Source organism: Pseudomonas sp. W15Feb9B (assembly GCF_000828175.1).
Classification (GTDB): domain Bacteria; phylum Pseudomonadota; class Gammaproteobacteria; order Pseudomonadales; family Pseudomonadaceae; genus Aquipseudomonas; species Aquipseudomonas parakoreensis.
In genome coordinates this window covers 15,401-30,316 of sequence record NZ_JTKF01000033.1, presented here as the reverse complement: position 1 = coordinate 30,316, position 14,916 = coordinate 15,401, and the positions used below count along the sequence as shown (strand labels likewise).

The 14,916-nt window shown below is 60.6% G+C and carries 15 protein-coding genes; 8 read left to right on the top strand and 7 right to left on the bottom strand.

Going from position 1 to position 14,916, the window contains the following annotated elements; translation table 11 throughout:
• Window positions 1-26: 26 nt before the first annotated feature.
• The gene (locus tag OC71_RS17370; protein WP_041071785.1) at window positions 27-782 is read right to left on the bottom strand and encodes a hypothetical protein; all 756 of its coding nucleotides are present in this window, start codon (window positions 780-782) and stop codon (window positions 27-29) included.
• Between the two features lie 119 nt (window positions 783-901).
• Here OC71_RS17370 and OC71_RS17365 point away from each other — a divergent pair, with 119 nt between their 5' ends.
• The 3 genes from OC71_RS17365 to OC71_RS17355 all read left to right on the top strand — a co-directional run bounded on the left by OC71_RS17365 (window position 902) and on the right by OC71_RS17355 (window position 4,110).
• The gene (locus OC71_RS17365) at window positions 902-1,276 is read left to right on the top strand and encodes a hypothetical protein (protein ID WP_041071783.1); all 375 of its coding nucleotides are present in this window, start codon (window positions 902-904) and stop codon (window positions 1,274-1,276) included.
• 110 nt (window positions 1,277-1,386) lie between these two features.
• On the top strand, window positions 1,387-2,118 hold the full coding sequence (locus tag OC71_RS17360; RefSeq protein WP_041071781.1) for a hypothetical protein: 732 nt from the start codon (window positions 1,387-1,389) through the stop codon (window positions 2,116-2,118).
• A 72-nt stretch (window positions 2,119-2,190) separates the two neighbouring features.
• Window positions 2,191-4,110, top strand: a complete 1,920-nt coding sequence (locus OC71_RS17355) for an alkaline phosphatase D family protein (protein ID WP_041071779.1) — start codon at window positions 2,191-2,193, stop codon at window positions 4,108-4,110.
• Window positions 4,111-4,227: 117 nt separating this feature from the next.
• On the opposite strand, the gene OC71_RS17350 is transcribed toward OC71_RS17355, so the two are convergent.
• Complete coding sequence (locus tag OC71_RS17350) at window positions 4,228-5,400, bottom strand: aspartate aminotransferase family protein (protein ID WP_041071777.1); 1,173 nt, start codon at window positions 5,398-5,400, stop codon at window positions 4,228-4,230.
• Between the two features lie 102 nt (window positions 5,401-5,502).
• Between OC71_RS17350 and OC71_RS17345 the strand changes: the two genes are divergently transcribed.
• Together OC71_RS17345 and OC71_RS17340 are read left to right on the top strand one after the other, a co-directional pair.
• Window positions 5,503-6,408 carry a LysR family transcriptional regulator gene (locus OC71_RS17345; RefSeq protein WP_041071775.1) on the top strand — a complete coding sequence of 302 codons (906 nt, stop codon included), beginning with the start codon at window positions 5,503-5,505 and terminating at the stop codon, window positions 6,406-6,408.
• 54 nt (window positions 6,409-6,462) lie between these two features.
• Window positions 6,463-6,876: a GNAT family N-acetyltransferase gene (locus tag OC71_RS17340; protein ID WP_041071773.1), complete on the top strand. Its 414-nt coding sequence runs from the start codon at window positions 6,463-6,465 to the stop codon at window positions 6,874-6,876.
• 1 nt (window position 6,877) lies between these two features.
• Here the strand turns inward: OC71_RS17340 and msrA are convergent, their stop codons facing one another.
• From msrA to msrB, 3 genes are read right to left on the bottom strand one after another with little or no spacing between them, the layout of a single operon-like run.
• The gene (gene msrA, locus OC71_RS17335; RefSeq protein WP_041071771.1) at window positions 6,878-7,582 is read right to left on the bottom strand and encodes a peptide-methionine (S)-S-oxide reductase MsrA; all 705 of its coding nucleotides are present in this window, start codon (window positions 7,580-7,582) and stop codon (window positions 6,878-6,880) included.
• Window positions 7,583-7,597: 15 nt separating this feature from the next.
• The gene (locus OC71_RS17330) at window positions 7,598-9,373 is read right to left on the bottom strand and encodes a cytochrome c biogenesis protein DipZ (RefSeq protein WP_041071769.1); all 1,776 of its coding nucleotides are present in this window, start codon (window positions 9,371-9,373) and stop codon (window positions 7,598-7,600) included.
• A gap of 43 nt (window positions 9,374-9,416) precedes the next feature.
• Entirely contained in the window at window positions 9,417-9,935 is a 519-nt protein-coding gene (msrB, locus tag OC71_RS17325; RefSeq protein ID WP_041071767.1) for a peptide-methionine (R)-S-oxide reductase MsrB, read from the bottom strand.
• A gap of 151 nt (window positions 9,936-10,086) precedes the next feature.
• On the opposite strand from msrB, the gene OC71_RS17320 reads away from it, so the two are divergent.
• The 3 genes from OC71_RS17320 (at window position 10,087) to OC71_RS17310 (ending at window position 13,138) form a co-directional block, all read left to right on the top strand.
• Window positions 10,087-10,797 (top strand): response regulator transcription factor, encoded by a 711-nt coding sequence (locus OC71_RS17320; RefSeq protein ID WP_041071765.1) that lies wholly within the window; start codon window positions 10,087-10,089, stop codon window positions 10,795-10,797.
• The gene (locus OC71_RS17315; protein ID WP_041071763.1) at window positions 10,794-12,314 is read left to right on the top strand and encodes a HAMP domain-containing sensor histidine kinase; all 1,521 of its coding nucleotides are present in this window, start codon (window positions 10,794-10,796) and stop codon (window positions 12,312-12,314) included. The genes OC71_RS17320 and OC71_RS17315 overlap by 4 nt, the downstream gene beginning before the upstream one ends.
• Before the next feature lie 119 nt (window positions 12,315-12,433).
• Complete coding sequence (locus tag OC71_RS17310) at window positions 12,434-13,138, top strand: hypothetical protein (RefSeq protein WP_041071761.1); 705 nt, start codon at window positions 12,434-12,436, stop codon at window positions 13,136-13,138.
• Window positions 13,139-13,204: 66 nt separating this feature from the next.
• Here the strand turns inward: OC71_RS17310 and OC71_RS17305 are convergent, their stop codons facing one another.
• Both OC71_RS17305 and cyoE read right to left on the bottom strand, forming a co-directional pair.
• Window positions 13,205-13,696: a RidA family protein gene (locus tag OC71_RS17305; RefSeq protein WP_041071759.1), complete on the bottom strand. Its 492-nt coding sequence runs from the start codon at window positions 13,694-13,696 to the stop codon at window positions 13,205-13,207.
• A 329-nt stretch (window positions 13,697-14,025) separates the two neighbouring features.
• Window positions 14,026-14,913, bottom strand: coding sequence for a heme o synthase (cyoE, locus tag OC71_RS17300; RefSeq protein WP_003227980.1), 888 nt, complete (start codon window positions 14,911-14,913; stop codon window positions 14,026-14,028).
• Window positions 14,914-14,916: the final 3 nt, after the last annotated feature.

The window sequence follows — 14,916 nt, the reverse complement described above, 5'->3', positions numbered from 1 at the left end:
GCAATCTGTAGAAACAGCCCTGCGGATTACTGCCGCACTTTTACTACTCGAATGTCGACGGGAAACCCACCTGGCCCTTCCAGCTTCTTCCATCCCACGTATTGAAAAATCGCGTCCTGATCGATGGTCTCGCCCCTCTCCACCATCTCTCCGCCAAGCACCGCGACCTCTTTATAGACGGCGCAGTTGCCCTCATCGGGATGGGCGGTGTAGATCACATAGGGTTTGACGTATCTCACGGCGCGGAAATGTCGGCCGCAGCCCCAATCGACCGTGATCATCAACGTCTTCAGATACGCTTCGCCATCCGTTTCCGATTCCTCGGCGAGTTCCTTGAGCTTGCCAATTCCGCCGACGTCGCTAAAGCCCAGATCGAGGGCGCGCTTGTATTCCGGGGACTTCTCGTGCTCGGCCTGAGCCTTGAAGTATTGCTGTTGAAGCTCCGCGACCAGTACCTCCTCTTCCTTGTTCCGGATCACGAACGCTTGAGCAATGACGTTTTCACAACGGGCATATTCGGGAGAGGTAAGGCTTTCCTGGGAGAGGTGATCGCGATGGACATAAACAGTGCGATTCAAACTGTCGACGCGCTCCATCGCTTGCCTGGTAGTCATGACCCCTTTTTGAACGTTGTTCACTACTTGCTGAAAACGCTCGCAATCGGCGAGGTACTCCTTCCAGGCGACCTCTGGGGTTTCATCCCAGTCGGCAAGCGCCGGGGTCATTACGATGGCGAGAAGGAACGCGCTGAGCAGGCGCGGTGTAAAAGAAACATTCGGCATGCGTAGTCCGTTACGTGTTTGAAGAAAGTGGCGCGAAGCTACTATTTTGCTATCTTGCCGTCCACTGTCGGCAAGCTGCCGAGCGTTTGTACCGCGACGGGTTTCGAAGGATGGATACGATGGATGTAGCGTTTTTCTTTATCGCCTGGATAGGCATGTGGGTCTGGGTCGTCAGGCAGCGTGGTGCGTGGAATCTGCTGCTCGCCAATGTGTTGGGCGCGGCCAGCGGCATGATTGTCGGCCTGGTGGTTTCGCAGCTTTGTGTCGGTCTGTTCGGCTCTAGCCGGCCACCGGTCCCGGGGGTCATGGGATCGCTTCTGGAAATGCTCGCAACCGCTGCGGCGCTGAGTGGCGTATGGATGCTGGTGGCCCGTCGCTCGCAAGTCGAACATCCCGTAGCGCGTCAGCTGCTGGCCGGCCTTTGCGGCGTTGTGGCCGGCATCACGGCGATCATGTTTTTTGTTCAGATCAATCCGCCCAATCTCGGCATGTGAATGTCTTCGTGGCGTCAGACCTCTATTTTGATATCTTGCCGTCCATCTCCAGCACTCACCGCCAGTGAATGCTGTTTGGCAGGCTATTGAAGGGTTAAGGAAAGGATCGAATGGAGTTTCTGAGTTTTCTGGCATTTGTTGCGGCCTGGGGTTTCATGTGGCGCTGGGTGGTGAAAAACCGCGGCAGCTGGAATCTGTTTTACGGCAACATCGTTGGCGCGGCGGGTGGTTTTATCGTCGGCATGGTGGTGCTGTCGATCTTCCTGTCGTTGTTCCCGTCGGCGCATAAGCCCAAACGGGCGCCCACCGAAGAGGTGATCACCCAGAACGAAGTGACCACCAGTCTGCTGCCGGAAGCCGAGTCGGATTCGACGCCCGTGGCATTGGAAAATGCTCCGGGGTTCGCCGCTATCGAGCCAGACAATCAGCCTTCGCCGCCCGACTCCGCACTGCTGCCGAACTACGCCAACCGGGCACCGAAATCGATGGCGGAAAAAACCGTTCTGGATCAGAGCGACGCGCAGGGCCGCAAAGCATTCAGCGCGCTGCGCGACAAACTTGCTCAGAATGGCGACAGCGACAAATCAATGCTCGCGTATGTCATGTGCAGCCCTTACGTGACCGGTGCCTTGCGCTTCCCGGCGTCGGCGCGCTTCGCTGACAGCACCGCCGTGGTCACCCAACGCTTCAAGGGCCAGGTCTACACCCTCAGCAACAAGGTCACCGCGCGCAACATGAATGGCGATGACGTCACTTATCGCTTCGAGTGCTCGGTGCAGGAGCAACCTGCTACCAGCGAATGGCGACTGCTGGCGCTGAAGCTGCAGAAGGCTGACGCTTAAGCCTCGTTTAAGGGTTCAAGGCGCCGGCTGCGCTATCATCGCCAGCCTGTGCGCCTTGAGCCTTGCCTGCGAATGTCCTCGATACCTGCTGACCTGAATCCGTTGCCTCCTGTCTTGGCCGGCCCGCTGCTGCGCCGGTTGGAACCGACGCGAATCGTTCTGTGGCTGGTCGGCACCCGCGCACTGGCGCTGACCCTGCGCCTGCAAGGTGTAGGAGACATCCCTCTCGATGCCGGGAAATGCACGGTCATCCCCGTCGGCCGTCACGCGTTTGTCCATCTGATCGACGTTGTACTCGACAGCGCCCTGCCCTGCGACACGTGCATCGACTACGACCTGTTGATCGACGGCCACTCGCCCATCGCCGAATGGGCGCCGCACCTGCTGTACGCTAACGCTGGTTGTCCGAACCTTGTCGTGCGCTCACGGATCGATCAGTTGCTGCACGGCTCCTGCCGCAAGCCGCATCATCCGGCGGCAGACGGTCTGCTGTGCGTTGACCAACTGCTGTCCAGCGAAACCGATCCGCAACAACGCCCGACCCTGCTGATGATGAGCGGCGACCAGGTTTACGCCGACGATGTGGCCGGCCCGATGCTGCGGGCGATTCATGCGTTGATCGCGCGCCTTGGCCTGTTCGACGAACACCTCGAAGGTGCCGTGGTCAGCGACAGCGCCAGACTCTACGAACACCCGGCCAGCTACTACCACCGCGCGGATTTGTTACCGGCGCTGGAGAGCAACGAGACCTTGCGCGAGCGATTTTTCGGCGGTGCGCGTAAGCCGATTTTCACCAGCAGCAGCGCCGACAATCACCTGGTGACCTTCGCCGAAGTGATGGCGATGTACTTGCTGGTATGGTCACCCGTTGCGTGGACGCTGATCAATCCCGCGACTCCATCGCTGACGCCTGAACGCTTGCAGCGCTACACCCTGGAGCAAACCCGCATCGATGGCTTCAAGGCCGGTTTGGGCAAGGTCGCCCGAGCCTTGGCGCATCTGCCGAGCCTGATGATTTTCGACGATCACGACATTACCGATGACTGGAATCTTTCCGCGCAATGGGAGGAAACCGCCTACGGCCATCCGTTCTCCAAACGCATCATCGGCAACGCCTTGATCGCCTACATGCTGTGTCAGGGCTGGGGCAACAATCCCGATGCGTTCAAGGATGTGCTGGGGAAAACCCTGGGGCTGAGCGCCAGCGGTGATGACCAGTATCTCGACAGCCCGGTGCAGGACGCGCTGATCGATGATTTGCTGCGCTTTCAGCATTGGCATTTCGTGCTGCCGAGCAGCCCGGCGCTGGTGGTGCTCGACACCCGCACCCGCCGCTGGCGCAGCGAGATGGCACTCAAGCAACCCTCGGGGCTTCTGGATTGGGAGGCGCTGTGCGAGCTGCAGCAGGAACTGCTGGATCATCCGTCGGCGATCATCGTGTCCCCCGCACCGATCTTCGGCGTGAAGCTGATCGAAACCGTGCAGAAGGTTTTCAGTTGGTTTGGTTATCCGCTGCTGGTCGACGCGGAAAACTGGATGGCCCACCGTGGCGCCGCGCAGGTGATCCTGAACATTTTCCGACACACCCGCACACCCGGAAACTACGTGGTGCTGTCCGGTGACGTGCATTACTCCTTCGTCTACGAAGTGCTTATCCGACACCGCAAAGCCGGGCCACGGATCTGGCAGATCACCAGCAGCGGGATCAAGAACGAGTTTCCGAAAACCCTGCTGGAATGGTTCGACCGCCTCAACCGCTGGCTCTATTCGCCGCGCTCACCGTTGAACTGGTTTACCAAACGCCGACGCATGCGCATCGTGCCCTATACGCCGGAACATGCCGAAGCGGGGGAGCGGCTGTGGAATTCAGCGGGGATCGGCCAGGTGTTTTTCAATGCGCAGGGACAGCCGAGCGAGATCATTCAGCACAATTCGAACGGGGCGCTGAAGACGCGGATGCTGGCGCCGGAGTTGGGAGATTATCCGGACTAGAGGCTTCCCGTGTGGGAGCGAGCTTGCTCGCGAATGCGGTCGAGCATTCAACATTACTGTCGACTGTGACGACGCCTTCGCGAGCAAGCTCGCTCCCACAGGGTTATCGGATATCCATTAATTCGCGGAAACAATCCGTCCAACTCCTCTAGCAATCATCCCCACCTCCCGCTCATCAATCGTCAGCGGCGGCAGCAGCCGTATCGTCTTGCCCCGTGTCACGTTGATCAGCAGCCCATGATCCCGCGCCGCAATCAACGTCAGATCGCGGATCGGCTGTTTCAACTCGATGCCGATCATCAAGCCCTGCCCACGAATCGCCATCACGTTGGGGTTGTCTGCCAGTTGGGCGCGCAGGCGGGTCAGCAGGCGCTCGCCCTGTACCCGGACATTTTCCAGCAAGCCTTGCTCTTCGATGATGTCCAGCACCGTGCAGCCGACCCGGCAGGCCAGCGGGTTGCCGCCGAAGGTGCTGCCATGGCTGCCGGGCGTGAACAGGTCCGCCGCTCTGCCCCGTGCCAGACAGGCGCCAATCGGCACGCCGTTGCCGAGGCCTTTGGCCAGGGTCATGACGTCCGGCACGATGCCTTCATGCTGGAACGCAAACCACTGGCCGGTGCGGCCGATGCCGGTCTGGATCTCGTCGAGCATCAGCAGCCAGGCGTGCCGATTGCACATTTCGCGCAGGGCTTTGAGGTAGCCGGGCGGCGCCAGTTGCACACCGCTTTCGCCCTGGATCGGCTCGACCAGAATCGCCACGATGCGCGCGCCGTGCTTTTGCTGCAGCTGATCCAGCGCCGCCAGATCACCAAAGGGCACTTTGGCGAAATCCCCCGGCAGATCATTGAAACCCAACCGCACCGCCGGGCCATCGCTGGCCGACAAAGTGCCTAACGTGCGGCCATGAAACGCGTTGGCCATGACCACCACCAGCGGCTGTTCGATACCTTTGCGCCAGCCGTATAACCGAGCCAGTTTCAGCGCAGTTTCATTGGCCTCGGCGCCGGAGTTGTTGAAGAACGCCCGCTCCATTCCCGACAGCTGCGTGAGTTTGCGCGCCAGTTGTTGCTGCCAGTCGATGCTGTACAGGTTGGAGGTGTGCAGTAGCATTGCGGCCTGTTCGCTGATGGCAGCCACGATGCGCGGATGCGAGTGCCCGACATTAGTCACCGCGACGCCTGCGACGGCATCCAGGTATTCACGACCGGCCTGATCCCACAGGCGAGTGCCCAGGCCTCTGGTGAAACTCAAGGCCAGCGGTTGGTAGGTGTTCATCAGGGCGGCGGTCATGACTTCAAACTCCAGTGAAGGTCGGTGTGTTTGCAGTATGGTTAGCCACCAGAACTGGATAAACTCGGCAAAACTTCAATCATTTAACAGTAGAGCTTGATAATGGACCTGTTGCAGGCGATGAGCGTCTACGTGAAGGTCGTGGAAGCCGGAAGCATGACGGCGGCTGCGTTGCAGTGCGAAATGTCCACGACCATGGTCGGAAATCACCTGCGCGCACTGGAGCAACGGCTCGGCGTGCAACTGCTGCAGCGCACCACCCGCCGCCAGCGGCTGACCGAATTCGGCAGCGTTTACTATCAGCGCTGCCTCGACGTTCTGGGTTTGGTGGCCGACTCCGAACGCCTCGCCGAACAGGCCCTTGATGAACCCCGTGGCCTGCTGCGCATCACCGCGCCGCTGACCTTTGGCGTCGAGCGTCTGGCCCCGGCACTCAGCGAGTTTTCCCTGCAATACCCGCAGGTGAAAATGGATGTGGTGCTGACCAACAGCCGACCGGACCTGCTGGAAAGTGGCCTCGACGTGGCATTTCGACTGGGGCATTTCGAGCAGTCGAACCTGATCGCCCGACCGCTGATCGACTACACCCTCACCGTCTGCGCCTCGCCGGCCTATGTCGCCCGGCGCGGCATGCCGATCACCCCGCAAGAGCTGCAGCAACACGACTGCCTGTCGTTCGCCTACCCTGCCGGCGACGACTGGCAATCGGTGGAAAAGCGCTGGCGCCTCAGCGGCCCGCACGGCGAGATTCTGGTGGATGTCAGCGGCCCGATGCTGATGAACACCTCTGCCGGCCTGCATCAGGCAGCGCGCACCGGCATGGGCATCGTGATGTTGCCGGATGCGCTGGTGGAACAGGACCTGCGCGACGGCAAACTGGTGACGGTGATCCCCGATTACCAGCCCCCGAGCCGCCCATTGCATTTGCTGTACGCGCCGGATCGTTATCGTTTGCCCAAACTGAGGCGCTTCGTCGAATTCGCGATGAAAACCTGGGGCAGAGCCTGACTTGGTTGCTATCGACTACGCTCCGGTGATTGCCGACAAGGATGCTGCCACGTGATGAAGAACGACCTTACCGTACGCGATCTGTTGCCCGACGAAGTGGAGCCAGTTCGGCTGTTTCTCGGCCTACATGGCTGGGGACACCGGACAGGCTCCAGCGACTATTTCGCCCAACTCATCGAAAACTCGCAACGCACTACCGTCGCACTGAGCGGCGAGCAAATCATCGGTTTCGCCCGAGGCATCACCGATGGTTTGTCCAACGGCTATCTGTCGATGGTGGTGGTCGATGACCAGCATCGACGCGCCGGCGTCGGCCGCGCGCGGGTCGAGCATGTCATGGGTGACAACCCGGAGATCACTTGGGTACTGCGCGCCGGACGTGAAGGTGCGGAGGCGTTTTTTGCCAGTTTGGGGTTTGAAACATCGGTGATTGCCATGGAGCGACCAAGGCTCAAGCAACACATCTGAATCAGCTCCCGCTTTTCACCAACACTGGCTTCTCTTGATAACGCTGCGCAAACAACTGCTTCAACTGCGCGACCTTGGGCATGTCGTTGATCACGATGTACGGATAGCTTGGGTGTTCGGTCAGGAAGTCCTGGTGATAGTCCTCCGCCGGGTAGAAACCGTTGTAGGTTTCCAGTTTCGTAACGATGGGTTTGTTGTAGGCATGCGCCGCGTCGAGTTGAGCGATGTAGGCCTGGGCCACCCGTTGTTGATCGGCATTGACTGGGAACAGCGCCGAGCGATATTGCGTGCCGCTGTCCGGCCCTTGGCGGTTGAGTTCGGTCGGGTTGTGGGCCACCGAGAAGTAGATCTGCAGCAGGCTGCCGTAGCTGACTTGCGTCGGATCGAAGGTGACTTGCACTGACTCGGCATGACCGGTGTCGCCTTCGCTGACCCGTTCATATTGCGCCGTATTCGCCGCGCCGCCGGCATAACCGGAGACGGCTTTCTGCACGCCTTTGACGTGCTGGAAAACCCCTTGCACACCCCAGAAACAACCACCGGCGAACACTGCGGTTTCGCTGTGCGCCTGAGTGGTTTCGTCGAGGGCTGGCGGCGGGATGACCACCGCATCCTCGGCACCGAAAGAGAACGCCGAGCATTGGCCGATCACACCCGCCATGGCGACACCGAGCAACGCACGGCGCCAGTTGTTTTGAGCTTTCATGTTGCGCACTCCCGATCAGCCGAAGGTGAAGGCGTAAGCCGATACGCCCGGGTCAAGAAATTCGATGGTGAAGGTCCGATCCTTCACCGCATCGGTTTGCCGCACCAATTGGTACAGGCGCTGTTCGGTCACGCGACCGCTGCCATCCGCAGCGACATCCACACCATGAGCGGCACCCGGCGCCTGACCATCAATCGAGACTTTGAAACGCACCGGTTTGCCATCCGTGCCCGGGCCCAGCACCAGATGCAGGTCGCGGGCATGGAAGCGGTAGACGATGCGGCTGGCCGGCGCGCTGGCGGTAGCGCGTTCGGCACCGACGGCCCACTGGCCACCAAGGCTCCAGTCATTCAGGGTCAGGTTGGCCGGTGGGTTATAGGTCGCGACCTTGTCAGGCACCAGGCCGGTTTCCGGTACGAAATGTTCCGCACGCTGGTAGCCGACATAGGTTTCCGGTGACAGCACCTGATTCATATCCGGCGCCTGTTGCACGCCTTGGGCGTCAGCGTTGATCAGGCCGTCGGCGACGGTTTTCGCCCCGGCTTCACGCAGTAACTGCTGGATGACCCGCTCCGATTCGGCGTAGTCGCCTTCGCCAAAATGGTGGTAACGAATCCGTCCCTGAGCATCGGCAAAATAATGCGCCGGCCAGTATTCGTTGTTGAAAGCGCGCCAGATCTTGTAGTCGTTATCGATGGCCACCGGGTAGTTGATGCCCAGCTCCTTCATGGCCTTAGTGACATTGCCCACATCGCGCTCGAAAGCGAACTCCGGGGCGTGCACGCCGATCACCACCAGGCCTTGATCGCGGTACTTCTCGGCCCACGCTTTGACGTACGGCAGCGTGCGCAGGCAGTTGATGCAGGAGTAGGTCCAGAAATCCACCAACACCACTTTGCCCTTTAATGCCTGAGCGTCCAGCGGTGGCGAATTGAGCCATTGCACGGCGCCGTTGAGCGCCGGCAACTGGCCTTCGACTGGCAATGTTCCCGGGGTTTTGTCGGCGATTTTCATCGCCCCGCCGGCAGCAGGAATCTGCGCCATCATCGTGCCACTACCCGTCGGCGATTTGCCGGACAACTTGCCGACCAAGGCCTGTTCAATCCCGCCCGTGGACGCCGTCGAAATCCGCGCCAGAATGCCGGTATCGAGGCCCAGCGCAATCGCTGCGACGCCCGCGAGCATCGCCGCCCCCAACCCGCGCCGGATCCATTCACCGGTGCCAATCGAGCGCTTCATCAACGCAAAGACCTTACCGCCCAGCAGCAGCGCCGCCGCCAGTGAAGTCGCGGCGCCCGCCGCGTAGGCGAGCAACAACAGCGTGGTGGCGATGCTTGCCCCTTGCAGCGCGGCGCCGGTCAGAATCAAACCGAGGATGGGCCCGGCGCACGGCGCCCAGAGCAGACCCGTGGCGACGCCGATCAGAAACGAGGCGCCGGGACGCGGACGATTGTCCTGGCCGGCGGCCTCGGACAGCCGACTGCCGGCCGACACCAGCGGTCGCGTCAGGCGCTCGGCGAGGCGCGGCAGCAGCAGTGTCAGCCCGAACAGTGCAACGAACAGCAACGCGAGCCAGCGCCCGTACTGATTGACTTGCACCACCCAGCCGCCGCCCACCGCCGCCAGTGTGGCGACGAGGGCGAAAGTCAGCGCCATCCCGGTCAATAGCGGCAAGCCACTCTTGATAAACGGCTGCCCGCTGCGAGCGAAGACAAAAGGCAGAACAGGCAGGATGCACGGACTGACGATCGTCAGCACACCGCCCAGATAAGCGAGAACCAAGAGCCACATGGTGTCGTCCTGTAGAAAGTGAAGATCGAAAAAGTGCCATAGCTCATGCCGCCACGGGTTTGAACGTCATCGCCAGGCCATTCATGCAATAGCGCAGGCCGGTGGGTTTCGGGCCGTCATCAAAGACATGCCCCAAGTGCCCGCCGCAGCGCCGGCAGTGCACTTCATTGCGGACCATGCCGAAGGAACGGTCCTGACGCGTGGCCACCGCCTGTTCCAGCGGTGCCCAGAAACTCGGCCAGCCCGTGTGGCTGTCGAACTTGGTTGCCGATGAAAACAGCGCCAGGGCACAGCCCGCGCAGGCGAATGTGCCGCTGCGATGTTCGTTGTTGAGCGGGCTGGTGTAGGCCCGTTCAGTGCCTTCTTCGCGCAGGATCGCGTATTGCTCATCCGAGAGCAGCGAGTGCCATTCGCTGTCGCTATGGGTCACCTCAAACGCCTCATCCGCTTGCGCCTGCTCGACCAGCGCGGTGCCCGGGGACAATTTTGGCAATACACCCGCCACCAGGGCTGCGAGCCCCAGCCCGCCGCTCGCTACGAGAATCTGTCGCCGTGAAAACATGGCCGTCTCCAAAAATTCCAGGTGCCTGTCATGGAACACAGCCTAGGCTTGGGTTGATCGCCAAATCCTCACGGGAAGTTAACGAATTCGTGATAACTCGCCCCGAGGAAAACCCGCACAATGCACTCACTGCGCCGAAGGATTGAAGTTGATGGAACCGACCAGACGCATCCTCGTGGTCGAGGATGATCAACACATCGCTGACCTGATTTGCCTGCACCTGCGCGACGAGCATTACGACGTCGTGCACAGCGCCGACGGCGATGAAGGCATGCGCCTGTTGCAGCAGGGGCAATGGGATGCGCTGATCCTCGACCTGATGCTGCCGGGCGTCGACGGCCTGGAAATCTGCCGCCGCGCCCGGGCGATGGCGCGCTATACGCCGATCATCATCACCAGCGCGCGCTCCAGCGAACTGCACCGCATTCTGGGTCTGGAACTGGGGGCCGACGATTACCTCGCCAAACCGTTTTCCATGCTGGAGCTGGTGGCCCGGGTCAAAGCCTTGCTGCGCCGGGTCGACGCCATGGCGCGCAATCTGAAGATGGACGCCGGCAGCCTCAGCCTCGATGGTCTGAACATCGACCCGATCACCCGCGACGTCACCCTCAATGGCGCGCGTCTGGACCTCACTCCGCGAGAGTTCGACCTGCTGTATTTCTTCGCCCGACAACCGGGCAAGGTCTTCTCACGCATGGACCTGCTGAACGCGGTGTGGGGCTACAGTCATGAAGGTTACGAGCACACGGTCAACACCCACATCAATCGCCTGCGGGCGAAGATCGAAAGCGATCCGGCACAACCGACCCGCATCCTCACCGTGTGGGGTCGCGGCTATAAATTCGGCACGGAACAACCATGAGACTGAACCTGTCGCAGCGCCTGTCGCTGGTGTTCGCCGTTTTGCTGCTGGTGTGCTGCGGCACCTCGGCATGGCTGCAAGTGCGCTCGAGCAAGATGCATGAACTGGAAGTGGTGCAAGGCCTGTCGCGGGATCTGGCGCAGCACATCGCCCATGACACGGTGCTGATGGACAGCAATGGCCTGATGCCCGGCGCCGTGCGCGAACTGTTCAGCAAGCTGATGCTGGTCAACCCGAGTGTCGAGGTGTACCTGCTCGACAGCGAGGGGCGGATTGTCGGCAACGCGGCGCCGGAAGGCCATCTGCGCCGGGAAACCGTCGATCTGGCGCCGATCCGCCGCCTGCTCAATGACCAGCCGCTGCCGATCCTCGGTGATGACCCGCGCAGTGCCGACGGGCGCAAGGTGTTCAGTGCCGCGCCATTGAAGGTCAACGGCAAGTCCGCCGGTTATCTGTACGTGGTGTTGCTCAGCGAAGAACACGATCGCTTCGCTGAACGGGGCGCGACCAGTGCCGCACTCAATACGGCGTTGCTGTCGATCGGGCTGGTGGCGCTGTTGTGCCTGATCGCGGGTCTCACGGCGTTCAACCTGATTACCCGACCCTTGCGCCGATTGACCGAAACCGTCAGCCGCTTCGACATTGATGGCACGCCGCAACCTCTGCCCGCTCCGTCAGCAGCTGTGGATAAAAGCGCTGACCCGGATGAGATCGCCGTGCTTGATGGCGCCTTCCGCCAAATGCAAAAACGCCTCGGTGAGCAGTGGCGCTCATTGACCCGCCAGGATCAGGAGCGACGCGAACTGGTGGCGAATATCTCCCACGACCTGCGCACGCCACTGGCCTCGCTGCACGGTTATCTGGAAACCCTGTCACTCAAGGACGCTACGCTCACCGCCGAAGAACGCCGCCGCTATCTGGGCATCGCACTGGATCAGAGCCGCAAGGTCGGCGGATTGGCGCAATCGCTGCTGGAGCTGGTGCGTCTGGAACACGGTTTCGTGCAACCGGTACTGGAACGCTTTTCGCTGATCGATCTGCTGCAGGACATCTTCCAGAAATTCGAACTGGCCGCCGAAGCCCGCCATGTCGAACTCAAGGCCACCTTCGTGCCCAACCTGCCAACGGTCTGCGCCGACCTCGGGTTGATCGAACGGGTGCTGACCAACCTGGTGGATAACGCCTTGCGCTACACGCCTGCGGGCGGTGAAATCGAGCTGGATTTGAAACCCCTGGGCGCCTTGGTCGAAGTCACGGTCAGCGACTCCGGCCCCGGCATCGCTCCGGAGCTGCGCGAAGGTCTGTTCCTGCGTCCGTTCAATATTGGCGGGGCGCGACGTGACGGTGGACTGGGCCTGCGCATCGTCCACCGCATCCTGCAACTGCACGGGCGTGAGATTCAGTTGATCGATGTCGCCGGGCGCGGGGCGACTTTCCGCTTCACGCTGCCGACCGATCAGCAAACCGCTGAACACTGGATGGTGCGCTCGATGAACCTGAACACGCCGGACAAATAATCCGCACCACCGGACTGTTGTTCCGTGACAACGCCGCCCCGCTCCCCTAAATTAACCGGCCTGAAAAAGACCTCGCGCTTTCTCGTTTCCACTCAAGTTAAAAAAGTAGTGAAATTTCAATGTCCGATTTCAACACCGCTGAATCCGTAGTTACCGAATCGTCCAAAGCGGAATACGAAAACTCCATCAATCTTTCACAACACCTTCCACAAGCCAAAATCATCAGCGAGATGGTGCTGGACGCCTTCCAGTCGACCCGCGAAAGCGACCAGATCCGCGAACTGCGCGCCGCGATCCGTCAGGCACACGACAGCTTCGACGACGACAAGGCCTATGAGCTGATGGGCGAACTCAAGCGCCTCAAGGACGCCGAGGCCGCCGACATCGCCGCCCTCGAAGACCTGAGCAGCAAGTTCTCGATCGGCCGCATCCTGTCCTGCTTCAAGGACGATCCGGCGTTCCAGGAAATCGTCTACGGCCTGGCCCTCAAGGTGCTGAACCAGACCCACCAGGCGATCAGCAACCCGAGTGGCGGCAAGGGCAAAGCCGCTCGCGCCAAGAAAGAAGTCGAAATCTTCACCATCAGCAAGGACGGCAGCAGCGTGACCCTGCCGCTGCGGACGCCGCGCTCGCGCATGAACGTTGACCGTGAGGCGCTGGAGTTCCTCGGTTTCACTTTTGTTGGTGAAGGCGAAGAAGCCGAGCTGGAAGGCGAAACATTTGTCGACAACGCCGGCACCGAACACGCAATCAACCGCAAGAACATCATCACCGCCCTGCAACAGCAGACGGCGTTCGACGGTTACAGCATCGCCGCGCAGTAATCCCGACGCCGACAAAAAAGCCCCGCTCTGAGATTCAGGCGGGGCTTTTTGTTGGGCGCCAGAGCGTCAGACTTCCGGCTGCACCGCAACGATCATGTCGACTTCAATCGCGGCGTTCTTCGGCAACTGATACACCCCGACCGTGGTGCGGGTGTGCCGGCCAGCATCGCCGAGCACATGGCTGAACACGTCCGATGCGCCGTTGGCCACCTCGCTCAGGTCAACGAAGTCCGGGGTCGACTTCACATACACCGTGACCCGTAATAACGCCCGGATCTTGTCCAGCGAACCCACCGCATCGACGATCAGTGCCAGGCAGCGCATGGCACTGATGCTCGCGGCTGCCTGGGCATCCTTGAGCGTCAACTCCAACCCCACACGACCGGGATACAGAATCCTGCCATTGACCCGCGGCACCATGCCGCTGATGTACAACTCATCGCGATGACGGATCAGCGGCGCGTAATTGCCGCCGGCGGTGTTTTCGCCATAGATGTCGTAGTTCAGCTCTTGTGCCAGGGCAATGAAGCGTTCGTCGCAGGTCATCCTCTCAGTCATTTCGCCCAGCCTCTCGATTGATGCATGAATAACAGTGTCCCTGCGAAGTGGCATGGCGCTATCACCGTTATGGTTGGATCCAAATCTAGGGGGTTTACGCCGATATCGCAACTAAACCCTGTAGGAGCTGCGGCACGCTGCGATCTTTTGATTTTGATTGTATTTTTAAAGATCAGGATCAAAAGATCGCAGCGTGCCGCAGCTCCTACAACGGTATCGCGTCGAAGTGGTATCTGCTCGCGGTTGCCGACGCCTGATCACCGAAAGCCACCCCAAAAAAAACCCGCACATCTCTCGATGTGCGGGGTTTTTCGTGAAGCCATCCAGCCTTACGGCGCGTACGTCAGCAGCAGCTCGGCAGGCACCTTGAAGTCCAGGGACATCATGACGCTCAGGGCGGTGATGGTGAAGATCGAGAACACGAACAGCTTGCGTGCCCAGACCGTGTCATCCACCGCCTTGTAGCCGGTCCAGGCCATGTACAACCAGTACATGCCCATGGCCGCGGCGACGGCGAGGTAGCTCATGCCGGCGTAACCGCTGAAGGTCAGCATCAAGGTCGCCACGAGGAACGCCAGGATGTAGAGCAGGATGTGCTTCTTGGCCACCTCGATTCCGCGCTTGACGGGCAACACCGGAATCGATGCGGCCAGGTAGTCGTTGAAACGGAAGATCGCGATGGCGTAGGAATGCGGCATCTGCCACAGGCTGAACATCACCAGCAGGGTCAGTGCGGCCATGTCGAAGCTGTTGGTCACGGCAACGTAACCGATCACTGGCGGCATGGCGCCCGACAGACTGCCCACCAGCGTGCCGTGAACCGACTTGCGCTTGAGGTACAGGCTGTAGAAGCCGACGTAGATGATGAAGCCGATTACCGCGAACAGGGCGGCCAACGGGTTGGCCACCTTGTACAACAAGGCAACGCCGAGAACACCCAGGATGGTCGCGTAGACCAGGGCCAGTTTCAGGGAGATCAAGCCCTGCACCAGCACACGGTTCTTGGTGCGTTCCATCTTCAGGTCGATGTCGCGGTCGATGCAGTTGTTGAACACGCAACCGGAGGCCACAACCAGGGATGTGCCGATCATGGCGGCCAGGAACACCGCCAGATCTACATGCCCTTTCGAGGCCAGGAAGAACCCGCCTGCCACAGAAAGCACGTTACCGAAAATGATCCCCGGTTTGGTGATTTGGATAAAGTGCTTGAGCGACATCGG